Source organism: Sphingomonas sanguinis (genome assembly GCF_019297835.1).
GTDB classification, from domain to species: Bacteria; Pseudomonadota; Alphaproteobacteria; order Sphingomonadales; family Sphingomonadaceae; genus Sphingomonas; species Sphingomonas sanguinis_D.
This window is the reverse complement of the sequence record NZ_CP079203.1, coordinates 2898839-2913389: the sequence shown is the minus strand read 5'-3', so window position 1 is coordinate 2913389 and position 14551 is coordinate 2898839. Positions and strand designations below refer to the sequence as shown.

The window sequence follows — 14551 nt, the reverse complement described above, 5'->3', positions numbered from 1 at the left end:
ATGGATCCAACGCACGCGACAAGGGCGACGGTCTACCTCTTGACGATTTCCCGACCCGCTTCGGTCCGGAGGATGCGGATCGGAAGAAGCAGCTCGAGCTGTCGGATCAGGTCGTCCTCGTCACGCGCGGTCACCACGCCGGAGACTTGGAGGTCCCTCGCGTCGCTTGCGACCGATACGGGCTTCCCGACGTAACGCTGGTAGTCCTGCGCGACGTTGGCGAGCGTGCTGTTCATGTAGGTGAGACGTCCGTCCCTCCATGCCAGCGCGTTGTCGAGATCGACGTCGCTCACGCGATCGCGGCTTTCGCCACGTAGACGGAGCAGCGCCTTGCCCGCGGGGAGCCGCGTCACCGCTCCGGCGTCCGCGGCATCCGATACGGAGACGAGCCCCCGCCGCACCGAGACGCCGAACGCTCCGTCGCGCCTCAGCACGTCGAACTCGGTGCCCAGCACCCGGACGTCGCGGTCGCCGGCCGAGATGACGAAGGGACGGGAGGAGTCGTGCCGCACGTCGAAGGCGGCCTGGCCCGACGCGAGCGTCACGCCGCGCTCGGCGTCCGAGAACCGGACCGAAACCTCGGTGTTCCGACCGAGCGTCAGGCGCGATCCGTCGGCCAGAGCCACCTCCCGGGCGTGCGTCGCATCGGTCCGGAACGTCTCGTCGGCCGGAGCGAGCAGACGCGATGCCTGCGGACCCGCCACCATCGCCACGAGCGCCGCGGCGGCCGCTGCGGGCACCCACACAAGGACGCGCCGCCGCGATGTCCGCCGTTCGGCGAGGTCGATCACCGGCGCGGACACGTCCTCCCGCTCTGGCTCTGGCTCCCGCTCCCGCAGCGCGTCCGCGTCGATCCAGAGCGCTTCGACCGCGTCGTATGCCTCCGCGTTCGCCGGCGTCGCCTCCAGCCACTCGCGGTGGGCGAACCACACGGCTTCGTCATCGCATTCCTGCAGCCTCACGAACCAGGACACCGCCTGGTCCTCGCGGCTTCCGGACGTCTCGCCCTGTCTCATCGCCTGTTCATCCAATTAGAAGCCCCGTGCATCGAAGACGAAGCCCGCGGCGTTCCACCACACAGGCGCCCAAGTTCTTTCTTCAACGATCCCATCCTCATTCCGCGACGGTGAGCAGATGCTTGAGCGCGCGCATCATGTGCTTCTCGACCAGACTGCGCGAAACCCCCAGCCGGGCCGCCACCTCACCGTGGGAGAGACCCTCGATCTTGTGAAGCCGGAAGGTGCGCTGAACCGCCTCCGGCAACTCCCCCAAGGCTTCCGAAAGTCTCCGCAGTCTCTCGCGCGCGATGAGCGTCCTGTCGGCCGGCGCGGCATCGTCCATGTCGTCGCCACCCGCCGCGCACGTGACCGTCGCGTCGTGCCAGTCACCATCCCGGGCTCGCCGCGCACGCTGCTGTCGTATCCGGTCGAGCATGACGTTCGCGCCGAGCCGATAGAGGTAGGCTCCGGGACTGCGCACCGAGGCCTCCGCGGATGTGGCCGCCGCGCGCAGATACGTCTCCTGAACGAGGTCGTCGGCTTCGGCGTCTCCGACGCGCGCAGCGAAATACCGCCTGAGGTCGTCACGCCGCGTCAGGAACGCCTCGACCAGCGTGTTCGTATGCATCATCTTCAGGATCGACACCCCTGATCACCGCCGGAAATCGGCCGGACTTCGTCAGAGACGAAGCGGTGGTGCGACCACCTCAATCCGAGCGTCACGCTAGCGACCGCGTCCTTAAGGTCAGCCTAAGGCGTCGGTGTGAGGGACGGCCAGTGCCATATCCGCTCGCACGCTGAACCTTCTTCGCGGCCCGCTTGCTTGCGCGTTCGATCATAGGTCGTCCCGTGAGGCGCGAACAACAGGTCCTCGTCTATCGCGAAGGCGACCGAACGGCGTCGCGTCCGCGAAGGGACCAGCAATCATGACCTTACTATCATCGCTTCCTCGACATTTGCGGCTTCGACGTCGAACTCGACTGCTCGCGACATGCCTGGGCCTAGGCCTGATCGGAGCAGCGTTCGCGGCGGCAGGCGTCGCCGGATCGACGGACGCCAGTCCTTCCACCGCTTCCGGATCGCCCGACCCGAAGTCCACGCTCCACCTGTCACCGACCGCGCTTGCGGGACTCACGATCCAGAGGATCGGCGCCGCAGGCCGCATCTCGGACGCCATCGCGGCCACGGGCACCATCCAGGTGGATGGAAACCGGAGCACGCCGGTCTCTCCGCCCTTCTCAGGGCTCGTCACAAGGCTGCTCGTGGAGCCGGGTCAGCGTGTCGTACCCGGACAGCCTCTCATGACGGTGAAGTCGACGGAGGTCGTCGAAGCGCGCGATGCCCTCGCGAGTGCGTCCGCGCAGCACGACACCTCGTTGTCGCAGTTGAAGCTGGCGGATGCCAACGCGGCGCGCGTCGGCGAGATATACCGCACGGCGGGCGGGGCTCTGAAGGACTACCAGCAGGCCCAAGCCGAAGTCGCGGTCGCGCAGGGCGCCGAACGCACGGCCGCCGCGGCGCTCGCGGCAGCGAGGGGACGGCTCACCGTCTACGGCATGTCCGACGACGACGTGCGGCGGTTCCAGCGACGCCCCGGAGCGGCGGCGACGGAGACGACTGTCCGCGCGCCGATCGGCGGCGTCATCGCGAAGCGGGACGTCGCCACGGGACAGTTCATCGACGGCAAGGGATCGGCGGCCTTCGTCATCACGGATCCCTCGGCCGTGTGGCTGGTCGCTCAGATCGCGGAGCGGGACGCGGCCAGGGTCCACGTCGGCGACGCGGTCGAGGTCACTACGCCAGCGTGGCCCGGCAGACGGTTCGACGCACGGGTCGCACAGGTGGGCGCCGCGATAGACCCGACAACCCACCGTCTTCCCGTGCGCGCCACGATCGCGAACCCGGACGGCGCGCTGAAGCCCGACATGTTCGCCAACTTCGCCATCAGGTCGACGCGTCCCGGAGCCCCTGCCCTGCTGATCCCCGCCAGCGCCGTCATCTACGAAGGCGACACCGCCCGGGTATGGGTCGAGGGGCCAGGCGGCGCGCTGTCGCCGCGCCTCGTGACGGTGGCGGAGCGCGACGGCGACCAGGTCCAGGTCGTACGCGGCCTCGATCCTGGCGAACGGCTCGTCACCGGCGGAGCGATCTTCGTCAACGAAGCCGCCAAGACGCGCTGATCGGCGCCGAAGACACCCTTCTGAACTCTGGAAAATCGATGGACAAGATCGTCGCCTCCGCGCTGCGTCACCGCACGCTCGTGGTCATCCTGCTGCTCACCCTCCTCGGCGCGGGCGGCTTCGCGTTCAGCCGCCTCAACATCGAAGCCTACCCTGATCCCGTCCCGCCGATGGTGGAGATCGTGACGCAGGCGCCGGGCCTCTCCGCCGAGGAGATCGAGCGCAACATCACCGTGCCGCTCGAAGTCCAGCTCGCCGGCATCCCGCACGTCACGGCGGTCCGCGCATCGACGCTGTTCGGCCTGTCCGACATCCGCGTGCAGTTCAGCTACGACGTGTCCTACGACGAGGGTCGGCAGAACATCATCAATCGCCTCTCCCAGCTGCCTCCGCTGCCGTACGACGCCAAGCCCGCCATCTCGCCGACCTCTCCGATCGGAGACGTGTTCCGCTACCGCGTGAAGGGGGCGGGATACTCCGTCATGGATCTCAAGACCCTTCAGGACTGGGTCGTCGAGCGACGCATAAAGACCGTCCCCGGCGTGATCGACGTCATCAGCTGGGGCGGCAAGACGCGCACCTACGAGGTCGTCATCGACAACGACAGGCTCGTCGCCAACGGCATGACCGTGCCGCAGGTACTGACGGCACTCGGAAAGAGCAACGCCAACGTCGGCGGCCAGACCATCAACTTCGGGCCGCAGTCGGCCATCGTGCGCGGACTAGGCCTCATCCACTATCCGGCACAGATCGAATCCGTGCTGATCGGCGAGAACAACGGCGTGCCGGTGACCGTACGCGACGTGGCGAAGGTACGCGTCGGCAACGTGCCTCGCACCGGCATATCCGGCGAGGACGCGGACGACGACATCGTTCAGGGCATCGTCATCATGCACCGAAGCGCCAAGTCGTCGCCGACGATCGCCGCGATCAAGGCGAAGGTGGCGGAGATCAACGCGTCGGGCGCCCTGCCGCCGGGCGTCAAGCTGGAAAGGATCTACGACCGCTCCGGACTGATCGGCCTCACCACCAGAACCGTCCTGCACAGCATGGCCGAAGGCATCCTGCTGATCTTCATCATCCAATGGCTGTTCCTCGGCAATCTGCGATCGGCGCTGATCGTCGCCACCACGATCCCGTTCGCGTTGTCCTTCGCCGTGCTGATCCTGACCATCCAGGGCGAGAGCGCCAACCTCCTGTCCGTGGGCGCGTTGGACTTCGGCCTGATCGTCGACGCCACCGTCATCATGGTGGAGAACATCTACCGACGCCTGGCCGAGCGATCGCATGCCAGAGGCGACGACGCGCCTCCCGACACCACGTCGGGCCGGATCACGACGATCCTCGCGGCGGCCAGGGAGGTCAATCGCGGGATCTTCTTTGCCGCGGCGATCATCATCGCCAGCTTCATCCCGCTATTCACCCTTTCCGGAGTGGAAGGTCACATCTTCGGTCCGATGGCCAAGACCTACGCCTACGCGATCATCGGCGGACTGATCGCCACGTTCACCATCTCGCCGGTCCTTTCCGCGCTGCTGCTGCCCGATCGCCTCTCCGAAGCCGAGACGTGGATCGTGCGGTCCATCCGCCACGCGTACCGACCGGCGGCCGCCTTCGCTCTCGGACGGCGGGCCGTGACGGTAGGCGTTGCGGCGCTGCTCCTGGCATGCACGGTGGTCGGAGTCCGCTCGCTCGGCGTCGAGTTCCTGCCTCGTCTCGAGGAGGGCAACATGTGGATCCGCGCCAGCCTTCCCTCCTCGATCTCCATCGAGGAAGGACAGCACGTCGTGAACGACATCCGTCGCATCATCGACGGCTACCCGGAGGTCGAGACGGTGGTGTCGCACCAAGGACGTCCCGACGACGGCACCGATCCGTCCGGGTTCTCGAACGCCGAGTTCTTCGCTCCTCTGAAGCCGATGGCCGACTGGCCGGGGCACATCTCGAAAGAGGAGCTGACGAAGCGCATGAACGACCGGCTGCGTGCCCGCTTCCCCGGCGTCGACTTCTCCTTCTCGCAGTACATCGAGGACAACGTGAGCGAATCGTCGTCCGGCGTGAAGGGCGCCAACGCGGTGAAGCTCTTCGGCCCCGACCTCGAGACTCTGCAGCGGCTCGGCGACCGGGTCCGCGACGTCATGGCGGGCGTCGAGGGCGTCGCGGATCTCGCCGCCTTCCCGCTCCTCGGGCAGCCGACGGTGAGGATCGACGTCGACCGTGAACGCACCGCCCGCTACGGGCTCGACACGGGCGACGTGAACGACGTGGTGCGGGCCGCCATCGGGGGACAGGAGGCCGGCCGCCTCTACGAACGCTCCAGCGACCGCAACTTCCCCATCATCGTCCGCCTCAGGCCGGAGCAGCGGGACGGCCTGGAGGCCATCCGCCGCATCACCGTCGGCGCGCCGGTCGCCGGGGGCGGAACCCGGCAGGTGCCGCTGTCGGAACTCGCCGACGTCCACCTCACGTCGGGAGCGTCCTTCATCTATCGCCAGCAGCAGGAGCGCTACCTCCCGATCAAGTTCGCGGTCCGTGGACGCGATCTGGGAAGCACGGTTGGCGAAGCGCAGGCGAAGGTCGCCGCGCAGGTGAAGCTTCCGCCCGGCTATCACATCGAATGGGCGGGAGAGCTTGGCAATCTCGACAGCGCCATCGCGCGTCTGAAGCTAGTCGTGCCGGCCAGCCTTGCGCTCATCCTCCTCCTGCTGTTCATGAACTTCGGCTCCGCGCGCGACATGCTGCTCGCCGCGTCCGTCATGCCCATGGCGCTGGTCGGCGGAGTCCTGACCCTCGCGTTGACGGGTACGCCGTTCAGCATATCGGCCGCCATCGGGTTCATCGCGCTTCTCGGCGTGTCGGTCATGGACGGGATCATCGTGCTGACCGCCTTCAACCAGGCGCTCGATGAAGGTCTCGAACGAGCCGCCGCACTCCATCGTGCGTGCGAGGAGAGCCTGAGGCCGGTCCTCATGACCTGCCTGGTGGCGGCGATCGGTCTGCTGCCGGCGGCATTGTCCACCGGCATCGGCAGCCAGGTGCAAAAGCCGCTGGCGCTCGTCGTGGTCGGTGGAATGACCCTCGCCCCGATCCTCATCCTCCTGGTCCAGCCGGTCCTGATCGACCTCTTCTCGCGAAGAAGATCCCGGGACGATCGGGAATCCACCGAGGCCGAGCATACGGCCGCAGCCGATGGAAAGGCGCTGGCATGAGCCGCAATCGCTACGTAACCCTCGTCGCCCTCATGCTCGGAGGATGCACGGTCGGGCCCGACTTCAGGCCGCCAGCGCCGCCGACGAGCCTCGGCTACCCGCTCGCATCAACAGCGGGTAGCGGCGCGGGGGCCGTCGGCTCGCCGGTCATCGTCGGCGCGAAGGTCCCCGAACGCTGGTGGGAGCAGTTCGCGAATCCGGATCTCGACGCGATGATCGAGGAGGCGCTGCGACGCAACAACGACATCGCCGCAGCCGAAGCCTCCCTCCGACAGTACGGAGCGCTGGCCGACGTGGCCGGTTCAGCTCGGCTTCCCTCGATCGATGCCGGCGTCCAGGGCGAGAAGACGCGTACTTCACGGTCCCTGTCCGGCGTGCTGGCCGACGACAAGCGCTACAACTACACGCTCAGCACCGCGCAGCTCTCGATAAGCTACCCGCTCGACGTGTTCGGCGGGCTCGCCCGGAGACTCGAGTCCGCTCGTGCGACGGCGGAGGTCCAGGCGCACCGACTCGATGCCGCTCGCCTCACCATCGCCAGCAGCACCGCTCTCGCCGCGATCCGTCTTGCGGGCATCCACGACCAGCTGGCCGCCGCGCGGCGCGCCATCGTGTTCCGCCGCGCGTTCCTCGCGGCCTTCCTGCGCCGCCATACGCTCGGCGACGTCGGGGCGGCGGAGATCGAAGCGCAGCGTGCGGCGCTGTCGCGTGCCGAGGCGGTGCTTCCCCCGCTCATCAAGGCGGAGGCGCATGAACGCGCCGGCATCGACGTGCTGCTGGGTCGCGAACCGGGCTCCGCGCCGATCCCGCCGATCGCTCTCGACGCGTTGCGTCTTCCGCCGTCGATGCCGCTCACGCTGCCGGCCGATCTGGTCGCGCAGCGACCCGACGTCCGCGCCGCCGAGGCGCAGATGCACGCCGCCAGCGCCGACGTCGGCGTCGCGGTCGCCGCTCGTCTTCCATCCATCACCCTCACGGGCAACCTGGGCGGCCGGGCGATAGAATTCGGCAGGATGTTCTCCGGCGGCAACCTGTTCTCGACGCTGGTCGGCGGCATCGCCCAGCCGATCGTGCGCGGCGGCGCTCTGCGCCGTCAGCAGGCGTCCGCCGAAGCGGCGTTGGACGGCGCACGCGCCCAGTACCGCGGCGTGGTGCTGGCCGCGCTCACCAACGTGTCGGACGCCCTCGTGGCCTTGCGCGAGGACCGGGAGGCGCTCCGCGCCGCCGACGAGGGTAACGCGGCGGCGGAGCGTAACCGGTTGATGGTGACCCGTCAGATCGAACTCGGTGCCTCGGGCTCGCTGGAGGCACTGAACGCGGCATCGTCGGCAGCGGAAGCGCAGCTTCGCATCGTCGACGCACGCGTCACTCAGCTTTCGGACACGGTCGGCCTGTTCCAGGCCCTCGGTGGTGGATGGAGGGAGAGAGGCTCTCCGCCGGCGGAGAGCTGACGGCCGGTGCAGGGAGTCGTCGCGGAAAGCGCATGATCCGCCTTTGGCAGCGCCAACGTCTTCCAACGAGGCGCCCCCTCTCCGGTTCGGGGCGGGCGCCCGCGCCGCCTCGCGGCGGCGGCCGTCGAACCGATGCCGCCAGTGAACGGGTGACCCGACCAAATGTGAAGTGTCCCGATCACGGCTTCGTCGAAGCAATGAAGGCCGGAATGCATCAGGGCCGGGACAAGGAGCTCGTCATGCGTAAGCTCATCACTACCGCCACCGCCACCATTTGCTGGTCACCACGACGTCCATGCCGGCGAATGCTCAGCGCTTGGTGCGGGAGCGCGTCGTCGTCGAAGACGACGAGCCCGAGCACTACGACTACGACTACCAGGACGGACGCGAACACGGTTACGATCAGGGATATCGCGACGGTCGAGACGGCGCTCCGGTCGTCGCGCAGGCCGCCGAACCCCGCCCGTGGCGGAAGGGCAAGGGCGCTGTCGTTGGCGCACTGGCCGGCGGCGTGCTCGGGCACCTGACCTCCAACCGGAACAAGCTGGCCAACACCGCCATCGGCGCGGCTGGCGGCAGTTTGCTCGGCGACCTCGTCGGCGCCCGCGGCTAAGACTACGACTGCTGATCCGCGACGTCCGCCCGGTGCCTGGGGCACCGGGCGGAGATCACCCGCCGCCCAGGAGGTCCGCATAGCGCATCGGGCGGCGATCCGCGAACGCGGCGAACGTCCGGTCGATGCTCGCGATCAGACGGTCCGAGTTCAGATCGCCCGGATGGACGGCCACGCGTACCGTCGGGAGAGGATGGAGCGATGCACGCAGAACCGCCGCTGCCGCGCGGGAGCTGATGCGCCGCCAAGCCGAGCGGCTCGCCCAGGTCACGACCGGGCCGCGCGCCAGCACCTTGTCCTCCTTCTCTGGCGACCAGACCCGCCAGTGGTCCTCGGCGATGCGGAAGCCCTCCTCCGCGAGGGCGATGCGCGCCCCCTCCGAGTAGAGCCAGGCCGGCGCCACGAACATGTCCACGCGCGATCCCGTGATGTCCTCCAGCAGCGACCGACCACGCCTGAGCCGCCGCAGCGCCTCCTCCCTGCCCATCCCAAGGAACTCGCCTTCCCCCGCCGTCATGTGGCGGCCCTTCAGACCGGCGACGCCGCGATGACGGGAGCGGTCCAGGTGGTTCCAGCCATGCAGAACGACCTCGATCCCGCTCTCGCTCCAGCGCCGAAGTCGCGACGCGAAGGCGTCGCCGCGTAGGATGGGCGCGGAGTTCCAGTGATCGGGAATGACCAGCATCGCGAAGCGGGGGCCACCGAGGTGGTCCTGCAGACGGTCGACGAGCTCGTCGACCTCGCTTTCGAAGCGTGGCGACACGTCGTGGATCGAGGCCAGCAGTCGCTTCCCGCCGTGGATCATGCCGCCCTCCCCAGCGAGGCGCGGTAGCGATCGAACAGCTCGACGAAGTGATCGGTCATGGAACGTCTCCTTCCGAATGAGGGCGAGGAGGCGCGCGGTCTCGCGCCTTCCAACCGGATTATCGCTCCGGCGGCACTCGCCGCGTCGCCGGATCTGTAGAGCCTGGCGGCATCGCCTGCCGCGTAGCGGGCCCCACCCACATCGGGTGCGAGAACCGGAATCCCCGATGCGGCGGCTTCGGCCGCGACGAAGCAGAACGTCTCGGCGGCGCACGCGTGGATCAAAGCGTCCGAACTGGCCATCAGCCCGGCCAACGCAGCCCTATCCGACGTCGGCGCCAGCAGGCGGACGTGCGGATTGCCGGCCGCCGCCTGGAGGACGGCGGACGTGTCTCGTCCGTCGCCCACCAGCACCAATGCGACCTCGCGCCAAGCTCCCGCCACCCGCGCCGCCTCGATGGCGAGCGGCCAGTTCTTCTCGGGCGAGTGTCGGCCCACACCCAGCAGCAGCAGGCCGTCCGGGGATCGTCCGCAGGCCGCGAGTAGGCGGCGTCGCAGTCCCTCGTCGCGGAGTCGGGGGGAGAACACGCCCGGCTCCACGCCGAAAGGTATCGCGCATGCCTGAGGCATGCCGCCCTTCAGAAGCCTGGAGGCCAGCCAACCGTTGGGGCACACTATGCTGGCGTACGCCGGCGCCATCCGGCGCATGTAGCGCCAGTACCAACCGAACCCGGCATCGATCGTCCGATGGCTTACGAGCCGATCGAACCAGCGGTACGGGTATGCGGCAAGCGGATCGGCGTGCATGATCCAGTGCTTCGGCGCATCGCCGCCCCATTCCGCCACGATCGCGGCAGTGCGCCACGGAGATGACGCCTCGACGATGTCCGGGCGCAGTTCGTCGAGCAGCCGATGTATCGGTCCGGCATTCACCAGCATGCGGTAGCGGCGATCGAGAGGGAAACGGGGCGCCGCCACCCAGCGCACGGCCCCTCCGCGGCGTCCTTCAAGACGATCGTCTGCGCCGGGGGCGACGACGATCACCTCGTCGCCGTTGGCGTGGGCATAGGCGAGCTTGGCCTCCACGTAGCGGCGGACGCCTCCCCCTCCGGCCGCGTAGAAGCCGCTTACGTCGACGATCCTCATCCGCTCAGGCCGGGCGCCGTTGACGGCACGCGCGGAGCCCGGGCGCGTCGCACGGGCGAACCGGGTCGCCGCCAACGTCCAGGGGTAGAAACCGGAGTCGCCAGCCGGGCAAGACTCTTGCCGGAATTCCTGCGTTGCGCGACGCGCGCTCGGCGGCACCAGAAAACCGGTGAGCGGCGAAGGCGACACCACCGACGCGCCGTCAGATGCCGACGGAGCATCCCGGCGATGGTCAGGAGGGAGAAGCACGCCAAGTGCAAGGCGAGGAAGGCCATTGCGGTCAGCGAGATGAGAACGGCCACCGCGTTGTCATGACCGACGACCAGCACCACGATGGACGCGAACAGCATGTCCTTGTTGGGGACCAGCGGCAATCTCGACACCAACAGCCTCAGCGCGAGAAGCCCGATGCAGTAGCTCAGCGCCACGCCCGGCAGGACCATCCGCCACAACATAGCCGTCAGCACGAGGGAAGCCACCAGCCTCGCGAGGTGCACCCTCGCGATGAAGCGCAGATCGTCTCCCGGCAGGCTGAAGACCCGGCGGGAGAACACGAGGACCAGCAGCGGTGCGACGAGCAGCAGCAGAACGGAGGCCGCAGTCGGCACGATCGTGTCTGGCGGCACGTAGCGGATCGCGAGCGGCGCGATGATCATCATCGTGACGAGCGTCACGAGGTTCCCGACCACGGCGGAAAGCACGCTCACGTCCTTGATGGCGCCGAACGGCGCGATCCGTCCGTCCAGGCTGCGCCTCGCCCAGGCGTACAGCGCGACCTCTCCTCCGTAGCTCAGGACCACGTCGTTGATGACCGCCTTCCTCAGCAGCGGGAACAGGACGTTCGCGGGCACGCCCCAGACCCGCCGGAAGATCACCATCTCCGATACGGGAAGGGTCAGGTAGAGCATGATCAGCGCCACGTAGAAGCCGGGCCGCGACGGCAGCATGCCGATCAGGTCGCGATAGCCGAAATGGGCCAGCTGCCACCCCACGAACATCATTACCACGGCCCCGGGCAGCCACGAGGCTACGGCACGCGGGCCGCCCCGCCTGATCGACAGCGTAGGCCAGACCGCCCGACCGGATGCCGTCGCCGGCGAGGCCTCGGACGGCGTCACCTGAAGGCGCCGAGCGACAGTCCGCGATCCGCCGCGAGAAGCTCGATCGGCGCCCGGCTGAGGAAATCGTACTCCGCCACCCGCGCGGGTCCGATGGCGTCCCCGGAATCCGCGGCTCGCGCCGGATGGCAGATGACGAGGTGGTTCGGGCCGGAGGCGTGATCCATGAAGCGCGGTAGGCGACGATGGTAGTTCAGCGGATCGCGGAGGTCGTACAGTCCCGCGAAGCCGTCGTTCGCCCGCAGGCCGAGTGCCCGTGCCGACGCCCGCATCCCGCGCGACAGGACCGCACTGCGCAGAGCCCGCCCGCGGTCCACGCCGCGTCGGATCAGCGATGCGAGGGATTCCTCGCATGACCGCACCCAGCAGGAGGGGCTCCTCTGCGCCGCCGTCAGGAGCACGATCTCCCGGATGCCCGGAAGCATATGGCAGTGCTGGTGGCCGTCCACGAAGTGCGGAGCGTGTCCGAACACCCTCTCGAACTCGTCGAACTGTGCGACCACCTCGAGGGCGATCCGATCCAACGGGAGCCGTCGCAGCAGCGCGGCCCGCGTGAGTCCGTCGATGTCGCGGGGGACATACCCGCCGGAGAGGGTGGCTCTGCCTTCCGCCGAAACGTCGCCGCTCAGGACGACGTGCAGGCCGATCTCGATGGTGCCGACGCGCTTGAGGGCAGCGCAGCTGCGCCAGAGCTTCGCTTCTCCGACCATCACCGTGGCCGCGCCCAGGCGACCGCGCTCCGCGAGTTCGACGATGGCGTCGTCGATCGCGGCGCTTCGTCCGAAGTCGTCGGCGCACATGACGAGATTGACCACGGCCTCTGCTCGTCGTCGCCTTCGAGAACGATCGAGCCGGATACCGGCGTCCTGCATCATTCCCAGGGAATCCCCGCGCCTCCGTTCTGAAACGCCGAGGGTCACTTCATCCGTATCATCCAGCATCCACGCGGTGACGAAGTCGTGCCCTCATCGCCTCACACGAAGCGAACTTCGGATGGAGTCCTTGATCAGGCCGGGCGCCGCTCGGACGACTTCGGGGTGAGGCGCTTCCGCCGCGGCTTCGTCGGGTGGTCGTAGCGGCACGAGCACTCGAGCGCGCCACAATTTCGAACCTCGTTCTCTCAATCTTCCAAAGGGATGTCCCCGACCATGTCGTTCTCCACGACCATTCTCCGTCTCGCGCCGCTCTCCTTGGCGACCGGCTTCTCCCTTCTGGCCGCGCCGTCGGCGTCGGCGCAATCCGAACCGGGGCCGTACGCGGTCGCCCGGGCGGGCATTCAGCTCGACGCCGACCTGAAGGGCCCCAAGCCCGCGACGGTCGCGACCCCGGCCCGCCCCGGGGCGACGACGCCCACTGCGATCGGCGTGCTCCCACGCAACATCGACGCCAAGCCCGGGTTCACCGGCGAGCTCGGCATGGGCTACGACTTCGGCGGCTTCAGGCTCGAGGGCACGGTCGGCCACAACACCGCGTCACTGAACTCCGCGCGGCTGAGCGATCGCGCGTTCGCCGGTTCGGGTCGCGTCAAGTCGCTCGACATCGGCGTGGCCGGCTACGTGGACTTCAACTCGGAAGGCCGCCTGAAGCCCTTCGTCGGCGCCGGCATCGGTGCGTCGCGCGTGGACCTGCGCGCGACGCGGCTGGCCGTGCCCGCTACCGCCACGACGCAGGCGCAGGCGGCGCGGATCGCCGGCACTCGGATCAGGGATCGTGACTGGGGTCTCCGCTGGCACCTCGACGCGGGCGCTGGCTACGAGCTGACCCCGACCACGACGCTGGAGCTCGCCGGACGCTACTCGCGGACCTCCGCCCTCGACTTCACGAGCCAGAACCGAGCCACGACGGGCGGACCGGTGGTGACGCAGACGTACAAGCCGCGCGCATCGTCCGCCTCCCTCATGCTCGGCATCCGCCAGAAGTTCTGAGATCCCCAAGCCCTCGGGGGATCGTGGGCCGGTCGCGAGACCGGCCCACGTCATGCATCTCGGACGAACGGCTCCGCGACCGAACGGTCGGTTGTCAGGAGGGAGCGCATCGGACGGTGCGCGATCGATGCATCCGCGCCGAGCATCGCGATCTGCTGCGCTGCCGAGCGAGCCGTGAGCCGATCCCAATTCATCCTATCGGAGGAAGCGCGTCGTCATGGTCGTGAAGGGCATATCGGACAGGGTTTCCCGACGACCGGAGAACAGAACGAAATCCGGTCCTGGCGGCGCCGCATTCTCCGATGCGATGCGATCGGCGAGCGGCGCGGCCGGAGCACCTGGCATGTCGAGGAGCAAGTCGGCCGGAACGACCTCCACCCCGAAAGCTACGAAGGGTTCGGCAAGCGCCTCTTCCAGACAGACCGCTAGGCCGAAAGGGACGTTCATGACGGCAGCGGAGGCCGTGAGGATCTACGGCACCGGAACGCTGGAAGATCTTCGCGCGAGGTTCAAGGCGAACATGACCTTCCGCATTTCCCAGGGCACGAAGAAGCGGTCCTAGCGGGCGGGTACCCTATCGAGGACCCGCGCTCCGCGTTCGCGGACGTACTCGATGGACCTCGATATGGGTGGCTACACGCCGGTTCCCTCTACTACGACGTCGGCATCGTCTTCAACGCGGCGATAACGTGGCGATCGGACGAAAGCAGATCTCAGACCGCCTAGCCGCACGGGAAGGTGCTGCCTGCAGTCGCCCTCGCGCGCCCGGCGGTCGTTGCCCATCATCGACCCATCACCAACGTCCCGGCTTCCAGCGGCACCTGGGATGCAGCCGCTCAGCCGGCAAGACACCGCCCCTTCAAGGCTATACGGCCAACGGCAGGAAGCGTGGCGACCTGCCGCAGCCGCTGCAGGAGGGCGTTGGACGACGCAGGACGACCGGGTCATGGTGCGTCGGGTACATGCACCACAGCCGCGACCGCGGACCCTCCCCGACGCGAGACATCGAGATCGCGTCCCGCATAGTTGGTGATGGATCGCGACCCGGACGAGGCTTGCAGGCGATTCTCTGCACGAGAGGAGCGCAAGGCCCCGGACGTCGACGAC

At 68.3% G+C, this 14551-nt stretch carries 12 protein-coding genes; 6 read left to right on the top strand and 6 right to left on the bottom strand.

Features of this window, described 5'->3' with window-relative positions; genetic code table 11:
- Nucleotides 1-32: 32 nt before the first annotated feature.
- Both KV697_RS13665 and KV697_RS13660 read right to left on the bottom strand, forming a co-directional pair.
- Complete coding sequence (locus tag KV697_RS13665) at nucleotides 33-1031, bottom strand: FecR family protein (protein WP_219018651.1); 999 nt, start codon at nucleotides 1029-1031, stop codon at nucleotides 33-35.
- An 82-nt stretch (nucleotides 1032-1113) separates the two neighbouring features.
- Nucleotides 1114-1644 carry a sigma-70 family RNA polymerase sigma factor gene (locus KV697_RS13660; protein WP_257575338.1) on the bottom strand — a complete coding sequence of 177 codons (531 nt, stop codon included), beginning with the start codon at nucleotides 1642-1644 and terminating at the stop codon, nucleotides 1114-1116.
- 280 nt (nucleotides 1645-1924) lie between these two features.
- Between KV697_RS13660 and KV697_RS13655 the strand changes: the two genes are divergently transcribed.
- The 4 genes from KV697_RS13655 (at nucleotide 1925) to KV697_RS13640 (ending at nucleotide 8451) form a co-directional block, all read left to right on the top strand.
- The gene (locus KV697_RS13655) at nucleotides 1925-3178 is read left to right on the top strand and encodes an efflux RND transporter periplasmic adaptor subunit (RefSeq protein WP_219018650.1); all 1254 of its coding nucleotides are present in this window, start codon (nucleotides 1925-1927) and stop codon (nucleotides 3176-3178) included.
- 38 nt (nucleotides 3179-3216) lie between these two features.
- Nucleotides 3217-6387, top strand: a complete 3171-nt coding sequence (locus tag KV697_RS13650) for an efflux RND transporter permease subunit (RefSeq protein WP_219018649.1) — start codon at nucleotides 3217-3219, stop codon at nucleotides 6385-6387.
- A complete protein-coding gene (locus KV697_RS13645; RefSeq protein WP_219018648.1) occupies nucleotides 6384-7838 on the top strand; it encodes an efflux transporter outer membrane subunit in 1455 nt (484 codons plus the stop codon). The genes KV697_RS13650 and KV697_RS13645 overlap by 4 nt, the downstream gene beginning before the upstream one ends.
- A gap of 274 nt (nucleotides 7839-8112) precedes the next feature.
- Nucleotides 8113-8451: a glycine zipper 2TM domain-containing protein gene (locus KV697_RS13640; RefSeq protein ID WP_219018647.1), complete on the top strand. Its 339-nt coding sequence runs from the start codon at nucleotides 8113-8115 to the stop codon at nucleotides 8449-8451.
- Nucleotides 8452-8506: 55 nt separating this feature from the next.
- On the opposite strand, the gene KV697_RS13635 is transcribed toward KV697_RS13640, so the two are convergent.
- The 4 genes from KV697_RS13635 to KV697_RS13620 form a co-directional block, all read right to left on the bottom strand.
- Nucleotides 8507-9256, bottom strand: a complete 750-nt coding sequence (locus tag KV697_RS13635; RefSeq protein WP_219018646.1) for a polysaccharide deacetylase family protein — start codon at nucleotides 9254-9256, stop codon at nucleotides 8507-8509.
- On the bottom strand, nucleotides 9253-10401 hold the full coding sequence (locus KV697_RS13630) for a glycosyltransferase (protein WP_219018645.1): 1149 nt from the start codon (nucleotides 10399-10401) through the stop codon (nucleotides 9253-9255). Before KV697_RS13630 ends, KV697_RS13635 begins: the two co-directional genes overlap by 4 nt.
- Entirely contained in the window at nucleotides 10398-11402 is a 1005-nt protein-coding gene (locus tag KV697_RS13625; protein ID WP_219018644.1) for a hypothetical protein, read from the bottom strand. Before KV697_RS13625 ends, KV697_RS13630 begins: the two co-directional genes overlap by 4 nt.
- A 113-nt stretch (nucleotides 11403-11515) precedes the next feature.
- The gene (locus tag KV697_RS13620) at nucleotides 11516-12394 is read right to left on the bottom strand and encodes a ChbG/HpnK family deacetylase (protein WP_219018643.1); all 879 of its coding nucleotides are present in this window, start codon (nucleotides 12392-12394) and stop codon (nucleotides 11516-11518) included.
- A 273-nt stretch (nucleotides 12395-12667) separates the two neighbouring features.
- Here KV697_RS13620 and KV697_RS13615 point away from each other — a divergent pair, with 273 nt between their 5' ends.
- On the top strand, nucleotides 12668-13444 hold the full coding sequence (locus tag KV697_RS13615; RefSeq protein ID WP_219018642.1) for an outer membrane protein: 777 nt from the start codon (nucleotides 12668-12670) through the stop codon (nucleotides 13442-13444).
- Between the two features lie 174 nt (nucleotides 13445-13618).
- Nucleotides 13619-13873, top strand: coding sequence for a hypothetical protein (locus tag KV697_RS13610; RefSeq protein ID WP_219018641.1), 255 nt, complete (start codon nucleotides 13619-13621; stop codon nucleotides 13871-13873).
- The last annotated feature ends 678 nt before the right edge of the window (nucleotides 13874-14551 follow it).